Here is a 20,218-nt window from a genome sequence, read left to right on the forward strand (position 1 = left end):
ATGAAGTGCGCCGGTGCGGTCCTACGTGAATCAGTTGAAGTCGTTCTCGAGGAACGGCGTGCGCTTGACCGCCTGGTCGAGCGTCACGAGCGTTTCGAGCAGGTCGGCCATGCGGTCGAGCGGCACGGCGTTCGGGCCGTCGGACTTCGCCTGCGCCGGGTTCGGGTGAGTCTCCATGAAGAGACCCGCCACGCCCGTAGCGACGGCCGCGCGCGCGAGCACCGGCACGAATTCGCGCTGGCCGCCCGAACTCGTGCCCTGGCCGCCCGGCAACTGTACCGAGTGTGTGACGTCCATCACGACCGGCGCCGCCGTCTCGCGCATGATCGCAAGCGAGCGCATATCCGAAACGAGGTTGTTGTAACCGAACGAGACACCGCGCTCGCACGCCATGAAGCGGTCTTCGGAAAGCCCCGCTTCACGCGCTGCATCGCGCGCCTTGTCGATCACGTTCTTCATGTCGTGCGGCGCGAGGAACTGGCCTTTCTTGATGTTCACCGGCTTGCCCGAGCGCGCGCACGCGTGGATGAAGTCGGTCTGGCGGCACAGGAACGCGGGCGTCTGCAGGACGTCCACGACCGACGCCACCGGCCCCACTTCCTCTTCCGTGTGCACGTCCGTCAGCACGGGCAGGCCGAGCTGACGCTTCACTTCGGACAGGATGCGCAGACCCTCGTCCATCCCCAGACCGCGAAACGACTTGCCGCTCGAACGATTGGCCTTGTCGAACGACGACTTGTAGATGAACGGGATGCCGAGCTTCGCGGTGATTTCCTTCAGGCGGCCCGCCGTGTCGATCGTCATCTGTTCAGATTCGACGACACAGGTGCCCGCGATCAGGAAGAACGGCTTGGACAGACCGACCTCGAAACCGCACAGATTCATGCTTTCTCCTCAGCGCGCGCCTGTTGATGCGCGACTGCCGCTTCGACATACGCCTTGAACAGCGGATGGCCGTCGCGCGGCGTGGACGTGAATTCCGGGTGGAACTGGACGCCGACGAACCAGGGGTGCATCTCGCGCGGCAGTTCCATCATTTCCGGCAGATCTTCGCTCGGGGTACGGGCGCTGATGATAAGGCCGCTGGCTTCGAGCTTGGGCACGTAGCCGTTATTGACTTCATAACGGTGGCGGTGGCGCTCGTTCACGTCCTTGCCATAGATTTCCGAGGCGAGCGTGCCGGGCTTGATCGGGCAACGCTGCGAACCGAGGCGCATGGTGCCGCCGAGGTCCGAATCTTCAGTGCGCTTTTCGACCTTGCCTTCGCGGTCGGCCCATTCGGTAATGAGCGCGACGACGCGGTCCGGCGTGTCCTGGTCGAATTCCGTACTGTTCGCGTGCTTCAGACCCACGACGTCGCGGGCGAATTCGATCACGGCGAGCTGCATGCCGAGGCAAATGCCGAGGTACGGCACCTTCGCTTCACGGGCGTACTGGATCGCCTTGATCTTGCCTTCGGTGCCGCGACGGCCGAAACCGCCCGGCACGAGGATCGCGTCGAGGTGCTTGAGGCTGTCCACGCCCTCTTCGTCGATCTGTTCGGAATCGATGTACTCGATGTTGACCCGGGTCGAGGTCTTGATCGATGCATGGCGCAGCGCTTCGATCAGCGACTTGTACGACTCGGTCAGATCGACATACTTGCCGACCATGCCGATCGTGACTTCGTGCTGCGGGTTTTCGAGCTTTTCGACCATTTCCGACCAGATCGACAGATCGGCGGGCTTGGCGGAGAGCTTCAGTTCGTCGCAGACGATCGAGTCGAGGCCTTGATCGTGCAGCATCTGCGGAATCTTGTAGATGCTGTCGGCGTCCCACACCGAAATCACGGAGTCTTCCGGCACGTTGGAGAACATCGAGATTTTCGCGCGCTCGTCGTCCGGAATCCGGCGGTCGGCGCGGCACAGCAGGACGTTCGGATAGATACCGATTTCGCGCAGCTTCTGAACGCTGTGCTGCGTGGGCTTGGTCTTGAGTTCGCCCGCCGTCGCGATGAACGGCACGAGCGTCAGGTGCACGAAACAGCAGCTGTTGCGACCGAGGCGCAGGCTCATCTGACGCGCGGCTTCGAGGAACGGCAGCGACTCGATGTCGCCTACGGTGCCGCCCACTTCGACGATCGCGACGTCCGGCTCGCCGCACGTCGCGGAAGCCGCGCCGCGTTCGACGAATGCCTGGATCTCATTGGTGATGTGCGGAATGACCTGCACCGTCTTGCCGAGATAATCGCCGCGGCGTTCCTTGCGGATCACCGATTCGTAAATCTGGCCCGTGGTGAAGTTGTTGGCCTTGCGCATCTTCGTGGTGATGAAGCGCTCATAGTGGCCGAGGTCGAGGTCAGTCTCCGCTCCGTCTTCCGTCACGAACACTTCGCCGTGCTGGAACGGGCTCATCGTGCCGGGGTCGACGTTGATGTAGGGATCGAGCTTGAGGAGGGTGACTTTCAGACCGCGCGATTCGAGGATCGCGGCGAGGGAGGCGGCGGCAATACCCTTGCCAAGGGAAGAAACTACGCCGCCGGTGACGAAAACATATTTGGTCATCGCTGGATGCTCGCGGGAAAAACGGATTATACCGTAAAGCAAGGGCTAACCCTGAATTTTGCTTGAGCACTTTGCACAATCGGGCGCGCCGCCGCCACGCACCTTCGCGAACATCCCTGTCTCATACTGGGCGATCGCTCCCTTTGATCGTTCCCTTTGACCGCGCCATATTTGCGCCTGGATCCACTCAGCGCTTTGGCCGATTTTCAGCCGCCGTTCTCCATCGCATAGAGCATGCGTTGCACCGCGCGCGCGGTTTCGATCGGCCGCTCCATGGGATACAGATGGCTGCCTTCGATCCATTCGAGCCGCTCGCCGGCAAGCCGCCGCGTCGCCGCGATGCCGACCTGGCGCATCTCCTTCGACTGCGTGCCCGCGATGAAGCTGACCGGCACCGGCGAGCCATGCGCGAGCCGCGTGCCGAAGGTATGCGGCAAGGTGCGATAGATCAGATACTCGGTGCGACGGTCGAAGGCGAGCGTGCGCGTGCCGTCGGCCGAAGTCTGAGGAATGCCGTGATCGATATAGTCGGACAGAACGCGCTCGTCCCAGCGCGCAAACGCGGGCTTCGAATGAAAATGGCGCCAGGCCTCGTCGCGGCTCGCCCACTGGGTACGCCGCGCGCGCGTGGCCGCCGCAGGCGAGAGGCGCTCGTCCAGACCGGTCCACTGCGACACCTTGAGCATGCTGCTGCGCCAGCCCGCGATCACGGGCGAGTCGAGCATCACCACGCCCCTCACCCACTGCGGTTTCTTCAGCGCCGCCATCAGCGACAGATAGCCGCCGAGCGAGTGACCGACCAGCCAGACCGGCTCTTCATAGCGACGGCCGATGTCCTCCAGCAATTGATCGACGAGGTGCGGCCAGTCGCGCGTCACCGGGAAGCGCGTGTCGTGGCCGATGCGCTCGATGTAGCGCAGCTCATAGGTATCGCCCAGTTCGGCGAAGAGCGTGCCGTAGGTCGAAGCCGGAAAGCCGTTTGCGTGAGAAAAATGGATGACGTTCTTCAATGTCTTGTTGTCTCCGTTCCAGTGGGCGGTGAGCCGTCGCGCGCGATGGCACGCCGCCTGCCCGCCTGGTCTTGTTTGTGTTGTTGCAGCGCTTTCCTGCGTCAATCAGGCGCCGCTTCCATCCAGTAGCGCCGCTGCGTATCGCGAAAGCGTTCGACGGCGAGCGTGCCGGGCGCGGCTTCGATTCGCACCGCACCATCGGCGTCGCTGCGCGCGAGCACGATATGGCGCGACGCGTAACGCGCGTACACGCCTGGGTGCGGATGATGAAAGCGATTCAAATAGCCTACCTGAAATATCGCGACGAGCGGCCAGACAGAATCGAGGAACGGCTCGGTCGAGGACGTGCGGCTGCCGTGGTGCGGCACCACGAGCACCTGCGAGCGCAGCCCAGCCGCGTCGCGAGCGACGAGTGTGCGCTCGGCGCCCGCTTCGATATCGGCGGCGAGCAAGGCGGAAACCGCGCCCGCGCCGCCCTGCATCGTGGAAACCCGCAGCACGCAGCAATGCATATTGGGCTTGCCGATGAGCGGTCCCGCGTCCGGCCAAAGCACCTCGAACGCCACGCCATCCCACTGCCAGCGCTGCCCCGCTGCGCATTGCACAGTCTGCGCGCCCAGCTTATGCGCGGCCGCCCAAAGCGGATGATGCGGCAGAATGCCCGCGACGAACTCGCTGACCGGTACGGCGTCGAGCACGGCGGGCGCACCGCCCGAATGATCGGAATCGTCGTGGCTGATCATGAGGGTGTCGAGCCGCTTCACGCCATGCGTCTGCAAATAAGGCACGACGATGCGCTCGCCCGCATGCGTCGACTCGGGCCCCGGCCCCGCATCGAACAGCAAGGCGTGACGCGAGGTCTCGACGAGCACCGACGTGCCCTGCCCGATGTCCAGCGCGCTGAGCCGGAACGCACCCGGCGCCGGGCCAGGCGGCGACGGCAACAGCAACGGCAGCCACGTGAGCGGAGCGAGCCAGCGCAGCGGCCAGCCACGCGGCGCGAGCAGCCAGGCGACACCGACACCCGCGCAACCCAGCGCCCAGACGCCCGGCTGCGGCAGGCGCAGCAAGGCCCACGGCCAGCCTTCGAGCGTCCCCAGTGCGCCAAGCAGCCAATCCAGCATCGTATGCGCTGCTTGCCACGCGTAGCCGTCGAGCGGCGCGGGAAGCGCCACGCCGGCCAGCACCATCGGCGTCACGAACAGGCTCACCCAGGGTATCGCCGCCGCGTTCGCGAGCGGGCCGATTAGCGGGATCTGCATGAACCAGTAGGCGGTTAGCGGCGCCAGCGCCAGTGTGACCGCCCACTGGACGCGCGCGCTATCGGCCATCCGGCTCGCGCTGCGGCGGATGACCTGCCGCCAGCGTGCGGCATCGAAAATCGCCAGTATCGCCACGACTCGCAGCCCGGCCGCACGCAAACGGCCCGCGTGCGGCGGCGCGGCGTCGTGATCGCGCATCGGATCGCGTTCGTCCGGAGATAGCGCGGATTCATCGCTGCGGCGAACGCGCGGCACACCGCTCGCCGCAAACAGAATGGCCCCGACCGCGCCAAACGACAGCCAGAAACCGGCTGCCGTCACCGCCCACGGATCGCGCAAGAGCACCAGCCCGAGCGCCCAGGCCAGCACATGGCTTCGCGACACCTCGCGCGAGCGCCAGAGCGCGACCGCCGTGACCGCCAGCATCCATAGCGCGCGCTGCACCGGCACGTTGAACCCCGCGAGCGCCGCATAAGCCGCCGCAGCCAGTACCGCGCCCGTCACCGCCACTTGCTGCGCGGGCACGATGAGCGGCGCCTCGACGCCACGCCAGCGCACACGCCGCCAGAGCGCCCCTGCGGCCCACCCCGCCAGCCCGGCGACAAAGGCCAGATGCAAGCCCGAAATCGCCACGATATGACTCGTGCCCGTGTTGCGCAACCGCCGCCAGTCGTCGTCGCTGACGTCGTCCTGCGCCCCGGTCGCAAGCGCGATGACAATGCCGCGATGCGGCGCATCCACAAGCACCCTGTCGATTCGCGCGCGCACTGCCGCCCGCGCACGCTCGATCCCCACACTCAAGCCGTGGGCATCCGGCAGCAGACGCCGGGCGTGCTGTTCGTCGCTCACGTAACCGGTTGCACGCACACCGCGCGAAAGCAGCGTCGCCTCGCCGTCGCGCAAGCCGAAGTTGCCTTCCGCATGCGGACGTTTGAGCCGCACGTTCAACCGCCATCGAGCGCCGGGCACGAGCGGCGGCAAAGGTGCATCCCGCGCGACCCAGCTCAACTGGACGAGATCGGGCAGCTTTTGCCCCGCCGTCCCGGCCGTGCCCCAGGATTCCATCGAAAATAGAAAGCTCGCGGCGTCCCCATCCTGGGACAGCATCCGGACGATATGCCCTGTCACTTCCACATCGCGCTTTTGCCACGCAGCGGGAAGCGTTCGCGCGAGCCGCAGTTCCGCGCGCCAGGCCGCGTAGCCCAGACCGATACAAGCCGAAGCCAGCCAGATCGCCAGCCACGCCGAAGCACGGCGAACCGATCGCCAGCCGCGCGCACTTTCGCGCTCGCGCATGGCCCAAACCGTCCACGCGATCAGCAGCGTCACGCACACCGCCAGCGCGACCCACGCGCCCCAACCCGGCAACGTCGCCTGCCGCTGCAACGCGATCACGCCCAGCGCAAATCCGCACCATACAACCCGCATCGCCCCTCCCGAAACGAGGCGAAACGCGGCCCGCGCGACCTTGCTCTCGCAACGTCACGTCGCCGCTTCAAAGCGCGCAAAGCGCCTCACCTCACGGGGAAATTATGCAGACGAAAGCGCGAGCCGCGGCAGCGCCGCCGCAGCGTTAGCCGTTGTGCCAAGGGCGAGTTCGTCGGGCGTCATGCCGCGCAAGGCCGCCAGCACGGCGCCGATGCCCGGCACCTGATCCGGCGTGTTGCGCTGCCTGTAAAGCCAGGACGGCGAGATATCGGGCGCATCGGTTTCCATGACGATCGCCTCCAGCGGCAACTGCTGCGCGAGACGCCGGATCTGCAAGGCGCGCTCGAACGTCGTGTTGCCGCCAAAACCCAGACGCATGCCCTGTTCGATGAAGGCGTTGGCCTGCTGAAAACTGCCGTTGAACGCATGGGCGATGCCGCTGCGCACGCCATTGCGGCGCAGGCCCGCGAGCACCTTATCCTGTGACTTGCGCACGTGACAGATGGCGGGCAGATCGAATTCGCGCGCGAGCCGCAATTGCGCATCGTAGAAGTGCTGCTGGCGCGCCGCGTCAAGTCCCGGCACGAAAAAGTCCAGACCGATTTCGCCGATGCCGACGAACTTCGGATCGTCGAGACTCGCCTCGATCCGCGTGCGCAGCTCAGCGATGTCCTCATCGCGCGCGTGGGGCGTGTAGAGCGGATGAATCCCCAGCGCGTAGACCGCGCCGGGCGTGCGATGCGCAAGCGCGCGCACCGTGTCGAAGTTCTCGCGCGCCACGGCCGGAATCACGATGCGCGAGACCCCCACCGCGCGCGCGTTCGACGCGACCGTATCGCGGTCAGCGTCGAATTCGCCGGCATCGAGATGGCAATGCGTATCGATCCACATCGCGGGCGCGCTCCGGTCTTCGTTCAGACCGGCACGACCGGCTCTTCGTGCAGCATGCCCTCGCGCAGGCGCACGATGCGGTCGCAGCGCGCCGCCAGATCGGCGTCGTGCGTGACGATCACGAAGCTGGTGTCGAACTGGTCGGACAGTTCCATCATCAGGTTGAAGACGTTGTCCGCCGTGCCGCCGTCGAGATTGCCGGTCGGCTCATCAGCGAGCACGCAGGCGGGTTTCGTCACGAGCGCGCGCGCGATCGCCACACGCTGGCGCTCGCCGCCCGACAACTCGCCCGGACGATGCCGCGCGCGATGCGCAAGCCCCACGCGCTCAAGAATCGCCAGCGCTTCGGCGCGCGCCGCTTCCTGCGGCATGCGGCGGATGCGCAGCGGCATCGCCACGTTGTCGAGCGCCGAGAATTCGGGCAGCAGATGGTGGAACTGATAGACGAAGCCGAGCGCGCGATTGCGCAGATCGTTGCGAGCGCGCTCGGACAACTCCGTGAACGGCTTGCCGAGCAGCTTGACGTTACCCGTACCCGGCTCGTCGAGGCCGCCCAGCACGTGCAAAAGCGTGCTCTTGCCCGAACCCGACGCGCCCACGATCGCGAGCTTTTCGCCGCGTTTCACCGTGATGTCGGTGTCGTGCAGCACCTGCACCGAGAGCGCGCCCTGGCCGAATACCTTCGAGATGCCATGCGCTTCGATCACGTAGGGGTAATCGCCTGCGGCGGCCTGGATCGATTGACGCTCATTCATAACGCAGTGCCTCCGCGGGACGTACCTTGGCCGCGCGCCAGCTGGGATAAAGCGTCGCCAGCGCGGAGAGCACGAACGCAATCAAGCCGATGCGGATCACGTCGCCGGGGACGAGTTCCGAAGGCAGCTCACTGATGAAATAGACCGAAGGCGGCAGGAACTGCACGCCGAGCAAATGCTCGATCATCGGCACGAGCCACGGAATGCTCCACGCGATCAGGCAACCGAGCGCCACGCCAATCGCCGTCCCCACGAAGCCGATCGTCACGCCCTGCACCACGAAGATCTTCATGATCGAGCCGGGCTGCGCGCCGAGCGTGCGCAAAATGGCGATATCGGCCTGCTTGTTGGTGACCGTCATCACGAGCGACGACACCAGATTGAACGCGGCCACGGCGATGATCAGCGTGAGGATGATGAACATCATGCGCTTTTCGATTTGCACGGCCGAGAACCACGTCTTGTTCTGCTGGGTCCAGTCGCGAATATAAAGGTCGCCCGAGAGCGTGTGCACGAGCTGCCGTGCGACCGCCGGCGCGCGCTGCATGTCCTTCAGGCGCAGGCGCACGCCGCTGGGCGCCGCGAGCCGGTACAGCACCTCGGCGTCGCGGATATTGACGAGCGCCAGCGTGCTGTCGTACTCGTAGTGCCCCGATTCGAACACGCCCACCACCGTGAACTGCTTCAGGCGCGGCAGCATGCCGGCAGGCGTGATGGTGCCTTCGGGCGCGACCAGCGTGACCTTGTCCCCCGCTGTGACGCCAAGGCTCACAGCCAGATCCGCGCCGAGCACGATGTTGAAACCGCCCGGCGTCAGATCGTTCAGGCTGCCGAGCTTCATTTCCTTGCCGATGTCCGAGACCTGCGGCTCTTCGGACGGCTCCACGCCGCGCAGCGCCACGCCGCTCACGCTGTCGCCGCGCGTGAGCAGCGCCTGGGCGTCCACGTAGGGCGCGGCGCCGATCACCTCGGGATTGGTTTTGGCTTCCTTCGCCGTGAGCTGCCAGTCGGGCATCGAGCCCGTCGGCGAGAAAATCTCGACGTGTGCGAGCACGGAGAGCATGCGGTCGCGCACGTCGCGCTGGAAGCCGTTCATCACCGACAGCACGACGATCAGCGCCGCAACGCCGAGCGCGATGCCCGACATCGATATGAGCGCGATGAACGAAATGAAACCGTTGCCGGTCGTGCGCTTGCCGGCGCGCGTGTAGCGCCAGCCTATCTGCCACTCGTAGGGAAGTTTCAAGCGAATCCTTTTGTGCTTCGTTGCTTCTGCGTTGCTTTTGCGTTGCTTCTTCGTTGCTGCTTTGCGTGCCGGAACATATCGGCGATCAAGCGCGAAGTTTGCCACACTACCGCGCCCCAAAGGGCTTTGCGGCATCGTGCACGGCCATTCGCGCCTCGCTGGTTGGACGCGCAATCCGCCCGCAGGTGCCGCGCAGATTTGTATCAGTCCGCACGTAAGTGGCTGATTTGTATGAGCCCGGCTTGCCGCGCCGCGATCCGCTCAGGCGCGCACGCCCCGAGTCCCGAGCCGCGCGTACCCGGCTCCGAAGTACAATGCGCTCCATCATGCCTGCTGACCGTCTCCATCTTCTCGTTCCGTTCGCGCTGCCCTCGGCGGCCGTGGCGTCCACGGCCCTCGCCGGCCTTCAGTACCCCGCGCTCTCAAAGCTGATCGCGCGCGCGCGGGTGGGCGATCAGGTGATTGGCGAGGATTTCCAGCGCACGCTGCCGCACGAGCGCTGGGTCGCGCGCGCATTCGGCGCCGCTGCCACGTCGAACAGCACGGCAAACGGCGCGGCCGCGGACGACGAAGCGCCGCTCGCCCCGTGGATGCTGCTGGCCGACGGCGGCACGCCCGGCGACGCCATCTGGGCCTGCATCCAGCCCGTGCACGTGCGGATCGCGCACGACCATCTGGTGCTGATCGACCCCGCCTCGCTCGAACTGACCGACGCCGACGCCGACGCGCTCTTCGCGGTCGCAAGGCCCCTGATCGAGGAGTTGGGCATCCGCGTCGAAGCCCCCACGCCGCAGCGCTGGTATCTGTCGAGCGATCGGTTCGGCACGCTCGCGGGCGCGTCGCCGTTGCGCGCGAGCGGGCGCAACATCGAAATCTGGCTGCCGCACGAAGCGCATTCCGGCCAGCGCTCGCGCACGTGGATGAAGGTGCAGAACGAGGTGCAGATGGCCTGGTTCGAGCACCCGGTCAACGAAGCGCGCGAGGCGCGCGGCCTGCCCGCCGTCAACTCGATCTGGTTCCACGCGCAAGGCGCGCTGCGGCCCGTGCAGCGCGCGTTCGCCCGCGTGCGCTCGGACGCGGCAGCCACGCGTGGACTCGCGCTTGCCTGCGGTGCGGAACTGGGCGAGGTGCCCGCCACATTCGGCGCGTACTTCAACGCGACAACCACCGCGAACGCCAACTCCTCGGGCGCGACGCTCATCGAGCTCGATCCGTTTTCCGCCGCCTATATCCAGCAGGATTGGGGCCGCTGGAACGCGGCGTTCGCCCAGATCGAGCGCGACTGGTTCGCGCCCGCGCTCGCCGCGCTCGAAAATCGCGAACTGGCCGAACTGGCCGTGACGCTGTGCGGCGACACCGGCTCGGTCACGCTCACCGCGACGCGCGGCGACCTGCGCAAATTCTGGCGACGCCGCGAATTCGCGTCGCTCTTCATCGAATAAGCCGTCGAATAATCCGATAACCGCTTCACTTCACGCTAAAAGCCGTCACGCATGACCCGAATCGTCACCCGCGCCTGTTCCCCCGCCGATACCGAAGCGCTAATCCGTCACGGCCTGCATCCGGTGCTCGCGCGGCTCTACGCCTCGCGTGGCGTGTGCAGTCCCGACGACATCGAAACCGGCCTCGCCCGCCTGATTCCGCCCACCGGCATGAAGGGACTCGACGAAGCCGCCGAACTGCTCGCCGATGCGCTCGAAGCGGACTGCCGCATGCTCGTGGTCGCCGACTACGACTGCGACGGCGCGACCGCCTGCGCCGTGGCCGTGCGCGGCCTGCGCATGATGGGCGCGCAGATCGACTATCTCGTGCCGAACCGCTTCGAGTACGGCTACGGCCTCACGCCCGAAATCGTCGCGCTCGCGGCGCAACGCAAGGGCGGCCCGCCTGACGTCCTGATCACGGTGGACAACGGCATCGCCAGCGTGGAAGGCGTGGAAGCGGCCAACGAGCTTGGCATCGAAGTCCTCGTGACCGACCACCATTTGCCCGGCGACACGCTCCCCGACGCGCGCGCCATCGTCAATCCGAACCAGCCGGGCTGCGAGTTTCCGAGCAAGTGCATCGCGGGCGTGGGCGTGATGTTCTACACGCTGCTCGCGCTGCGCGCCGAACTGCGCAAGCGCGGCGCGTTCAACGACGCGCGCCCCGAGCCGCGCCTCGACGGCCTGCTCGATCTGGTCGCGCTGGGCACCGTCGCCGACGTCGTGAGGCTCGACAGCAATAACCGCGTGCTGGTCGCGCAAGGTCTGCAACGCATCCGCAACGGCCGCATGCAGCCGGGCATCGCCGCGCTGTTCCGCGCCGCGGGCCGCGAGGCGAAAACCGCTTCGGGCTTCGACATGGGCTTCGCGCTCGGCCCGCGTCTGAATGCGGCGGGCCGGCTCTCCGACATGTCGCTCGGCATCGAATTGCTGATCACCGACGATGCGGGCCGCGCATGGGAACTCGCGCAGCAGCTCGACGGGATGAACCGCGAGCGCCGCGAAATCGAAGCGGGCATGCAGCAGCAGGCGCTCGCCGATCTCGCCGACGTCGATCCGCAGGACAACGCCACGCTTACGCTCTTCAACGAGGGCTGGCACCAGGGCGTGATCGGCATCGTCGCGGGGCGGCTCAAGGAAAAATTCCATCGCCCGTCCTTCACCTTCGCGCCCGCCGACGACGAAGGCGAGCTGGTCAAGGGCTCGGGCCGCTCGATTCCCGGCTTCCATCTGCGCGACGCCGTCGATCTGATTTCCAAACGCGAGCCTGGCCTGATCCACAAGTTCGGCGGCCACGCGATGGCCGCGGGCATGACGCTCGCCGCCGCCGACGTGCCGCGCTTTGCCGCCGCGTTCGAGCGCGTGGGCCGCGAATGGCTCAGCGCCGAGGCGCTCGCGCGCACCGTGGAAACCGACGGCGACCTGGAAGACGCCTATTTCTCGCCCGATTTCGTCCAGATGATCGATGCCGCGGTCTGGGGGCAGGGCTTCCCGGCGCCGGTGTTTTCGGGCGAATTCGAGGTGGCTTCGCAGGCGCTCGTGAAGGACAAGCATCTGAAACTCCAGTTGCTGCGCGGACGCCAGCGCTTCAACGCCATCTGGTTCAACCATACCGAAACGCTGCCCCAGCACACCACCATCGCCTACCGGCTCGTGAGCGACACCTGGAACGGCGTGTCGCGCGTGCAACTGGTGGTGGAGCACGCGCTGCTCTGACCCCGCGACGTCCGCGTTTCAGCCGCCGTCCAGTCGATTCAAAGCGCGATCCGAAAACGTGCCGCAACGGGCCGCCGGCTCGTTACGCAGCCGCCCGTGGGCCGGGCCAAGCCCTGCCCAATCGGCTATAATTCAAGGTTTTACACGCCGGATCACGACAAAAATGGAAGCGGAACGTCTCAACGCGATCGAAGCCCTCTTGGCGGACCTGCGCTCACGCGCGGGCGAGCTCCGGGGGTATCTTTGACTACGACGTAAAAGCCCGACGGCTCGTCGAAGTCAACAGCGAACTCGAAGACCCCAACGTCTGGAACGACTCCAAACACGCCCAGGGTCTCGGGAAAGAAAAGAAGCTGCTTGAGGGTGTGGTGCACACGCTCGACGGCATCGAGAACGACACGCGCGACACGCTGGATCTCTTCGAGATGGCACGCGAGGAAGGCGACGAGGACACGCTCGTCTCCATCGAAGCCGACGCCCAGGAGATCGAAAAGCGCGTGGCCGATGTCGAGTTCCGCCGCATGTTCGCGAACCCGGCCGATCCGAACAACGCCTTCATCGACATCCAGGCCGGCGCTGGCGGCACCGAGGCGTGCGACTGGGCGTCCATGCTGCTGCGCCAGTACGTGCGTTACTGCGAGCGCAAGGGCTTCAAGATCGAAGTGCTCGAAGAATCCGAAGGCGACGTCGCCGGCATCAAGAGCGCGACCATCAAGGTCGAAGGCGAATACGCCTACGGCTTCCTGCGCACCGAAACCGGCATTCACCGCCTCGTGCGCAAGTCGCCGTTCGATTCGTCGGGCGGGCGCCACACGTCGTTCTCGTCGGTGTTCGTGTACCCGGAAATCGACGATTCGTTCGAGATCGAAGTCAATCCGGCCGATCTGCGTATCGATACCTACCGCGCTTCGGGCGCGGGCGGTCAGCACATCAACAAGACCGACTCCGCCGTGCGTATCACGCACGTTCCGTCGGGCATCGTCGTGCAGTGCCAGAACGACCGCTCGCAGCACCGCAACCGCGCCGAAGCCATGGCCATGCTCAAATCGCGCCTGTATGAGGCCGAAATGCGCAAGCGCCAGTCGGAGCAGGACAAGCTCGAAGCGGGCAAGTCGGACGTGGGCTGGGGCCACCAGATCCGCTCCTACGTGCTCGACAACAGCCGTATCAAGGATCTGCGCACCAACGTCGAAATCAGCAACACCAAGGCCGTGCTCGACGGCGATCTCGACGCCTTCATCAGCGCAAGCCTGAAACAGGGCGTGTAACAGCGTTTAGATTGTTATGCGCCACGGCGGCCCTGCTGTGCAGCGGCCGCCCTCTCCCGCCGCCCCGCCTCCTCGCGATGCGCGGCGCTGCAGGAACCGAACTCAAAGAACCCGAGCCATCATGACCGAACCGACCCAGCAGAACGCGCAGAATACCGCCGCGCCCGACATCGACGACAACCAGATCATCGCCGAGCGCCGCGAGAAACTGCGCGCGCTGCGCGAGGCGGGCGTCGCCTTCCCGAACGACTTCCGCCCCACCCACCACGCCGCCGACCTGCAACGCGACCACGCCGACACCGACAAGGACGCGCTCGAAGCGAATCCGCTCGAAGTGAAGATCGCGGGCCGCATGATGCTCAAGCGCGTGATGGGCAAGGCGAGCTTCGCCACGGTGCGCGACGGCTCGGGCCAGATCCAGTTCTTCATCACGCCCGCCGACGTGGGGGAAGCCACCTACGACGCGTTCAAGAAGTGGGATCTGGGTGACATCGTCGCCGCCACGGGCGTGCTGTTTCGCACCAACAAGGGCGAGCTGTCCGTGCGCTGCACGGAACTGCGCCTGCTGTCGAAGTCGCTGCGTCCGCTGCCGGACAAGTTCCACGGCCTGTCGGACCAGGAAATGCGCTATCGCCAGCGCTACGTCGACCTGATCGTGACGCCGGAAGCACGCGAGACGTTCGTGGCGCGCACCAAGGCGATCTCGTCGGTGCGCCGCTTCATGTCCGACGCGAACTTCATGGAAGTCGAAACGCCGATGCTGCACCCGATCCCGGGCGGCGCGGCGGCCAAGCCGTTCATCACGCATCACAACGCGCTCGATATGCAGATGTACATGCGTATCGCGCCCGAGCTGTATCTGAAGCGCCTCGTGGTGGGCGGCTTCGAGCGCGTGTTCGAAATCAACCGGAATTTCCGTAACGAAGGCGTCTCGCCGCGTCACAATCCGGAATTCACGATGATGGAGTTCTACGCCGCGTACACGGACTACACGTGGCTGATGGACTTCACGGAACAGCTGATCCGCCAGGCCGCCATCGACGCGCGCGGCAGCGCCACGCTCGACTACCAGGGCCGCGAACTCGATCTGGCCAAGCCGTTCCATCGCCTCACGATTGTGCAGGCGATCCAGAAATACGCGCCGCAATACACGACCGAGCAACTCGCCGACGCCGCGTTCCTGCGCACCGAGCTGAAGAAGTTCGGCGTGGACGCGAACCAGCCGCAGTTCCTCAACGCGGGCGTGGGCGCGCTGCAACTGGCGCTCTTCGAAGAGACCGCCGAGTCGCAACTGTGGGAACCGACGTACATCATCGACTACCCGGTCGAAGTCTCGCCGCTCGCGCGCGCCTCGGACACGCTGCCGGGCATCACCGAGCGTTTCGAGCTGTTCATCACGGGCCGCGAAATCGCCAATGGCTTCTCGGAGCTGAACGATCCGGAAGACCAGGCCGCGCGCTTCAAGAAACAGGTCGAGCAAAAGGACGCCGGTGACGAGGAAGCGATGTTCTACGACGCCGACTACATCCGCGCGCTCGAGTACGGCATGCCTCCGACAGGCGGCTGCGGTATCGGCATCGACCGTCTGGTGATGCTGCTGACCAACAGCCCGAGCATCCGCGACGTCATTCTCTTCCCGCACCTGCGCCGCGAAGACTGAGTCGCTGACGAACCACGCCGCCCTTGATCGAGGACGGCGCGCCTGACGGGGCGCATGCGGTTGACGCCGCATGCGCCCCGTTTCTTTTTGAGTTGCCAACGTCGATTGTTTGTAACCGTGAGTAAAAACCACCGCTGCCGTACTTGGGCACATCGGGCATGTGCTTTGCGCTCTCGCTGAAACCCGCGCCATGCAAGGCCGTGCAGCGAGGTGGATGGCGGGCATCCTCTTTCCACTCGCCGCCCCTTCACGACGGGTTACAAATTGAAATGCCCGGGTCGCGAGATTGGCTCAGACTGATCTGACAGATTCACCTTGAGCCAACTCTGCAAAAGACGGAGCCTGTCATGAATAATCCTGATCCGAAACTGACCACGCCCACCACGCCGGCCGATTCGCGCCGCCGGATTCACCCCCTCGTCGCCACGGCGGCGGGTGCGGTGATCGTCGCGAGCCTCGCGGCCACGGCGGCCATCACCGGCGTGTTCCCGAAAGCCTCCAGCAACGCCGAGCAGAGCGCGCAAAGCCAGACGGGCCAAACGAGCGTCATGGCCTCGCAGCCGGTGGTCGATTCCACGCGTGCCGTTGCGCCTGCAACGAGCGCGCAGTATGCGCAGAACAGCGCGCCCGCGCAACCGCAGCCCACGCCCGCCCAACAGCAGCAAGCGCAGGCGCCGGCCGCCCCACCACCGCCGCAATACGCGCAGCAACCGCAGTACGCCCAGGAAGCACAGCCGCAACCGGCTGCATGTGTATCGTGCGGCGTCGTCGAAGGCATTTCCGCCACGCGTCAGGAAGGTCACGGCACCGGCATCGGCGCGGTAGGCGGCGCGGTTGCGGGCGGCGTGGTCGGCAATCAGTTCGGCGCCGGTGGCGGCCGCACGGCCATGACGCTGCTGGGTGCGCTGGGCGGCGGTCTCGCGGGCAATTCGGTCGAGAAACATTTGCGCAGCACCGCTGCGTATTCGGTGCGCGTGCGCATGGATAACGGCAAGACGCGCTACTTCACCTATCACGAAGCGCCGCCGTTCCAGCAAGGCCAGCGCGTGCGGATCGAACACGGCACGCTCGCCGCGGCCTGAAACCTGACGCATTAAGGCCCGCGCCGGAAACACAAAAGGCGATTCACCTTCACGGTGAATCGCCTTTTTTATCGATCACGAGAACGCGCTATCAGTAGCCCGCATCCTCGATCCATGCCGCCTGAATTGCTTCGAGGATCTTTTCGTTCGAACGCTCGGGATCGTCGTCGAAGCCCTCGAGTTCGGTGATCCAGCGATGCAGATCGGTGAAGCGCACATACTGTGGGTCGACTTCCGGATGGGTATCCGTCAACGCCACTGCGATGTCCTGCGTGTCGGTCCATTTCATGGTTGCGCGCTCCTCTTTGGGATGGATCAGTGATTTTCCTTCGCGTGATTGATCGAGTAACGCGGAATCTCGACCACGAGGTCATCCTCGGCCGGCACGAGCGCCTGGCACGACAGCCGCGAAGTCGGCTCCAGACCCCATGCCTTGTCGAGCAGGTCGTCTTCGAGCTCTTCCGACGGTTCGAGCGCGTTGAAACCTTCGCGCACGATGACGTGACAGGTCGTGCAGGCACACGACTTTTCGCAGGCGTGTTCGATTGCGATGCCGTGTTCCAGCAGCGCGTCGCACACGCTCTCACCCGGCTTGGCGTCGATCACCGCACCTTCCGGGCACAGTTCGACATGGGGCAGCACCACGATTTGAGGCATTCTGATTTCCGTATCCAAAACTTGTCATATCGGGCACGCCCCGTCCACCGACGGCGGCACACCCATTCTACTGGCGTCGCGCGCTTCGCTGCATCGGGAAAGCACGCAGACAGCGGACATAGCCCGACGCGCTTTAACCGCGCCGCTTCAATTTCCTTTAACCGATCTCGTCGAGCTTCTTGCCCGCCAGCGCCCGCTTGATGCCTTTGTCCATGCGACGGGCCGCGAACTCGTCCGTGCCTTCGGCCAGCGCCTTGGTAGCCGCTTCGATCGCATCGGTGTCCTCGCCCGGCGCGATCTGCGCGAGCGCGGCGACCAGCTGGTCGAGTTCCGCGCGCTCGGCGTCGTCGAGCAGTTCGCCGTCGGCGGCCAGCGCCGATTGCGTCGCTTCGATCACGCGCTGCGCTTCGACCTGTGCCTCACGCAGCGCGCGGGCGCGCATGTCGATATCGGCGGTCTTGAAGCTGTCTTCGAGCATTTTCGCGATGTCGTCATCGGCGAGACCGTAGGACGGCTTCACCACCACCGACGCTTCCACGCCCGAATGCTGTTCGCGCGCGAACACGGACAGCAGGCCGTCCGCGTCCACCTGGTAGGTCACGCGAATGCGCGCCGCACCGGCCGCCATCGGCGGAATGCCGCGCAGCTCGAAGCGGGCGAGCGAGCGGCAGTCGGACACCAGCTCGCGCTCGCCCTGGACCACGTGGATCGCCATCGCGGTCTGGCCGTCCTTGAAGGTCGTGAACTCCTGCGCGCGCGCGACCGGGATGGTCGAGTTGCGCGGGATGATCTTCTCGACGAGGCCGCCCATCGTCTCCACGCCCAGCGACAGCGGGATCACGTCGAGCAGCAGCCAGTCGTCGTCGCCGCCGCGGTTGCCCGCGAGCAGATCGGCCTGGATCGCGGCGCCCAGTGCCACAACCTGGTCCGGGTCGAGATTCGTGAGCGGCGCCTGGCCGAAGAACTGCTCGACGGCGCGGCGGATCACCGGCATGCGCGTCGCGCCGCCCACCAGCACCACGCCCTTCACGTCCTTGGCCGTGACCTTGGCGTCGCGCAGCGCCTTCTTCGTGGGCGTGAGCGTGCGCTGCACGAGCGCCTGCGTGAGCGCCTCGAAACGCGCTTCGTCGATCGTCACGGCGATGGCCGCGCCGTTGGACAGCGTGACTTCGATGCGCGCTTGCGGCGCCGACGACAACGCTTCCTTGGCGTCGCGTGCGCGGTCGAGCAACAAACGCACGTCTTCGGGCGCGAGCGCCGCACGCTCGATGCCGCTTTGCTCCAGCACGTAGGCAAATACGGCGTGGTCGAAATCGTCGCCGCCGAGCGCCGAGTCGCCGCCTGCCGCGAGCACTTCGAACACGCCCTTGGTGAGTTTGAGAATCGACAGGTCGAAGGTGCCGCCGCCGAGATCGTAGACCGCGTAGAGGCCTTCGGAACCGTTGTCGAGACCGTAGGCGATCGCGGCTGCGGTTGGCTCGTTGAGCAGGCGCAGGACATTCAACCCCGCGAGGCGCGCGGCGTCCTTGGTCGCCTGGCGCTGCGCTTCGTCGAAATACGCGGGCACCGTGATGACCGCGCCGACCAGATCGTCGCCGAGCGAGTCTTCGGCGCGCTGGCGCAGCGTCGCGAGGATTTCCGCCGAGACTTCGACGGGGCTTTTCACGCCGTCGATGGTCTGGATCTGCACCATGCCGGGCGCGTCGACGAATTCATAGGGCGCGTTCGCCGCGCCTTCGACGTCGGCCTTGCCACGGCCCATGAAACGCTTGACCGACACGATGGTGTTGCGCGGATCGGTGGCGGCTTCGGCCTTGGCGAGACGGCCGATGCGGCGGCCGCCGTTGGCCAGATAGCGCACGACGGAAGGCAGCAGCACGTGGCCGTCTTCGTCGGGCAGCACGTCGGGCACGCCGCTGCGCACCGCGGCGACCAGCGAGTTCGTCGTGCCAAGATCGATGCCGACAGCCAGCCGCCGCTGATGCGGCGCCGGCGCCATGCCGGGTTCGGAGATTTGCAGTAATGCCATCTGTGTGATCGCTTTGATCTGTTTTGGAGCCGGGGCTTCGCGCATCCTGCGCGCGCCGCGCGGCCCCTTCTGTATCCGGGGTGCTACGCTTTTTTCGCCGACGCCGCTACGCGTCGACCTGCCGTTCAGCCTTCCAGCCGCTCGATCTGCGTGTCGACTTCCGCCGCCACGCGCTCGATGAACATCAGTTGACGCACCGCCTCGGCGGCCGGCTGGTTCGAGCCGCTATCGAGCAGCGCAGCGAGCTTCGTCATACGCGCGCGTTCGTCGTCGCGCAGTTCGCCCGCGAGCGCGTCGAGCGCATCGACATTCTTCGCGCCCACCGCATCCTCGATCGCCTCGCGCCATTCCATCTGCTGCATCAGGAACGCCGGCTCCATCGCCGTGTTGTTCTCGGCGCCGACGTCGATGCCGCGCAGATGCAGCAGATACTTCGCGCGCTTGAGCGGGTCGCGCAGCGTCTGATACGCCTCGTTCGCGCGCGTGGCCCACTGCATCGCTACGCGCTTTTGCGCTTCACCCGCCGCCGCGAAGCGATCCGGGTGCACCTGCGCCTGCACGGCGCGGTAGGCGTGATCGAGCGCGTCGGCGTCGAGCGCGAACTGCTCGGACAGGCCAAAGAGCACGAAGTGGCTGTCGGAAAGCGAAGAGAGCGAGGCCATCGGTTTAAGCGTTCTGGTGGGGTCGTAAAGGGGTCGTCAAGCAGGGCCGGCGTCGCTTCAAAGCGCGGCTTCGAAAAATCAAAAAGGCGGCACAGGCCGCCTTTTCAGCGCAACGCGTGGGCTTACACGCGGAAGGACTCGCCGCAACCGCACTCGTCCTTCACGTTCGGGTTATTGAACTTGAAGCCCTCGTTGAGGCCTTCACGCACGAAGTCGAGTTGCGTGCCGTCGATGTACGACAGGCTCTTCGGATCGACGATGACCTTCACGCCATGGCTTTCGAACACGTTGTCTTCGGGCGCAAGCTCATCGACATATTCGAGCTTGTATGCAAGACCCGAGCAGCCCGTCGTACGCACGCCCAGGCGCAAGCCCACGCCCTTGCCGCGACGGGTCAGATACTTCTGCACGTGCTGTGCCGCTTTTTCAGTCAACGAGATTGCCATAACGTTTTCGCCCTACTCCATGTCGTGTGCGCCGCGAGCCTTCCACATGCGCCCGCTTCGTCACGACTCGGCGCAGGCT

17 protein-coding genes are annotated in these 20,218 nt (G+C 65.7%); 5 read left to right on the forward strand and 12 right to left on the reverse strand.

The window, feature by feature from the left end; genetic code table 11:
* Positions 1–30 precede the first annotated feature (30 nt).
* The 7 genes from kdsA to B0G62_RS09885 all read right to left on the reverse strand — a co-directional run bounded on the left by kdsA (position 31) and on the right by B0G62_RS09885 (position 9,135).
* Entirely contained in the window at positions 31–885 is an 855-nt protein-coding gene (gene kdsA / locus B0G62_RS09855) for a 3-deoxy-8-phosphooctulonate synthase (protein WP_103703990.1), read from the reverse strand.
* A complete protein-coding gene (locus B0G62_RS09860) occupies positions 882–2,543 on the reverse strand; it encodes a CTP synthase (RefSeq protein WP_103703991.1) in 1,662 nt (553 codons plus the stop codon). Before B0G62_RS09860 ends, kdsA begins: the two co-directional genes overlap by 4 nt.
* Positions 2,544–2,749: 206 nt before the next feature.
* Positions 2,750–3,553 carry an alpha/beta fold hydrolase gene (locus B0G62_RS09865; protein WP_103703992.1) on the reverse strand — a complete coding sequence of 268 codons (804 nt, stop codon included), beginning with the start codon at positions 3,551–3,553 and terminating at the stop codon, positions 2,750–2,752.
* A 101-nt stretch (positions 3,554–3,654) separates the two neighbouring features.
* On the reverse strand, positions 3,655–6,243 hold the full coding sequence (locus B0G62_RS09870; RefSeq protein WP_103703993.1) for a ComEC/Rec2 family competence protein: 2,589 nt from the start codon (positions 6,241–6,243) through the stop codon (positions 3,655–3,657).
* Positions 6,244–6,345: 102 nt separating this feature from the next.
* Positions 6,346–7,134 carry a TatD family hydrolase gene (locus B0G62_RS09875; RefSeq protein ID WP_103703994.1) on the reverse strand — a complete coding sequence of 263 codons (789 nt, stop codon included), beginning with the start codon at positions 7,132–7,134 and terminating at the stop codon, positions 6,346–6,348.
* Positions 7,135–7,157: 23 nt separating this feature from the next.
* Positions 7,158–7,889 (reverse strand): ABC transporter ATP-binding protein, encoded by a 732-nt coding sequence (locus B0G62_RS09880; RefSeq protein WP_103703995.1) that lies wholly within the window; start codon positions 7,887–7,889, stop codon positions 7,158–7,160.
* On the reverse strand, positions 7,882–9,135 hold the full coding sequence (locus B0G62_RS09885; protein ID WP_103703996.1) for a lipoprotein-releasing ABC transporter permease subunit: 1,254 nt from the start codon (positions 9,133–9,135) through the stop codon (positions 7,882–7,884). The genes B0G62_RS09880 and B0G62_RS09885 overlap by 8 nt, the downstream gene beginning before the upstream one ends.
* Positions 9,136–9,449: 314 nt before the next feature.
* Between B0G62_RS09885 and B0G62_RS09890 the strand changes: the two genes are divergently transcribed.
* From B0G62_RS09890 to B0G62_RS09910, 5 genes are all read left to right on the forward strand, one after another.
* On the forward strand, positions 9,450–10,577 hold the full coding sequence (locus B0G62_RS09890; RefSeq protein WP_103703997.1) for a regulator: 1,128 nt from the start codon (positions 9,450–9,452) through the stop codon (positions 10,575–10,577).
* 51 nt (positions 10,578–10,628) lie between these two features.
* Entirely contained in the window at positions 10,629–12,335 is a 1,707-nt protein-coding gene (gene recJ / locus B0G62_RS09895) for a single-stranded-DNA-specific exonuclease RecJ (RefSeq protein ID WP_103703998.1), read from the forward strand.
* A 163-nt stretch (positions 12,336–12,498) separates the two neighbouring features.
* Positions 12,499–13,603 (forward strand): peptide chain release factor 2 gene (gene prfB, locus B0G62_RS09900; protein WP_103703999.1). Its coding sequence is split into 2 segments (ribosomal slippage): positions 12,499–12,579 and positions 12,581–13,603, totalling 1,104 coding nucleotides; the frame shifts between segments, so codons are not numbered across the junction.
* Between the two features lie 121 nt (positions 13,604–13,724).
* Positions 13,725–15,263: a lysine--tRNA ligase gene (gene lysS / locus B0G62_RS09905; RefSeq protein WP_103704000.1), complete on the forward strand. Its 1,539-nt coding sequence runs from the start codon at positions 13,725–13,727 to the stop codon at positions 15,261–15,263.
* Between the two features lie 347 nt (positions 15,264–15,610).
* The gene (locus tag B0G62_RS09910; protein WP_103704001.1) at positions 15,611–16,345 is read left to right on the forward strand and encodes a glycine zipper 2TM domain-containing protein; all 735 of its coding nucleotides are present in this window, start codon (positions 15,611–15,613) and stop codon (positions 16,343–16,345) included.
* Positions 16,346–16,436: 91 nt separating this feature from the next.
* Here the strand turns inward: B0G62_RS09910 and iscX are convergent, their stop codons facing one another.
* The 5 genes from iscX to iscA form a co-directional block, all read right to left on the reverse strand.
* A complete protein-coding gene (gene iscX, locus B0G62_RS09915) occupies positions 16,437–16,634 on the reverse strand; it encodes a Fe-S cluster assembly protein IscX (protein ID WP_027814936.1) in 198 nt (65 codons plus the stop codon).
* A gap of 26 nt (positions 16,635–16,660) precedes the next feature.
* Complete coding sequence (gene fdx, locus B0G62_RS09920) at positions 16,661–17,002, reverse strand: ISC system 2Fe-2S type ferredoxin (protein ID WP_027814937.1); 342 nt, start codon at positions 17,000–17,002, stop codon at positions 16,661–16,663.
* Between the two features lie 157 nt (positions 17,003–17,159).
* A complete protein-coding gene (hscA, locus tag B0G62_RS09925) occupies positions 17,160–19,031 on the reverse strand; it encodes a Fe-S protein assembly chaperone HscA (protein ID WP_103704002.1) in 1,872 nt (623 codons plus the stop codon).
* A gap of 125 nt (positions 19,032–19,156) precedes the next feature.
* Positions 19,157–19,693, reverse strand: coding sequence for a Fe-S protein assembly co-chaperone HscB (hscB, locus tag B0G62_RS09930; protein WP_103704003.1), 537 nt, complete (start codon positions 19,691–19,693; stop codon positions 19,157–19,159).
* 122 nt (positions 19,694–19,815) lie between these two features.
* The gene (gene iscA / locus B0G62_RS09935; RefSeq protein ID WP_103704004.1) at positions 19,816–20,139 is read right to left on the reverse strand and encodes an iron-sulfur cluster assembly protein IscA; all 324 of its coding nucleotides are present in this window, start codon (positions 20,137–20,139) and stop codon (positions 19,816–19,818) included.
* Positions 20,140–20,218: the final 79 nt, after the last annotated feature.

It is taken from the genome of Paraburkholderia eburnea (genome assembly GCF_002917095.1).
Taxonomy (GTDB): domain Bacteria; phylum Pseudomonadota; class Gammaproteobacteria; order Burkholderiales; family Burkholderiaceae; genus Paraburkholderia; species Paraburkholderia eburnea.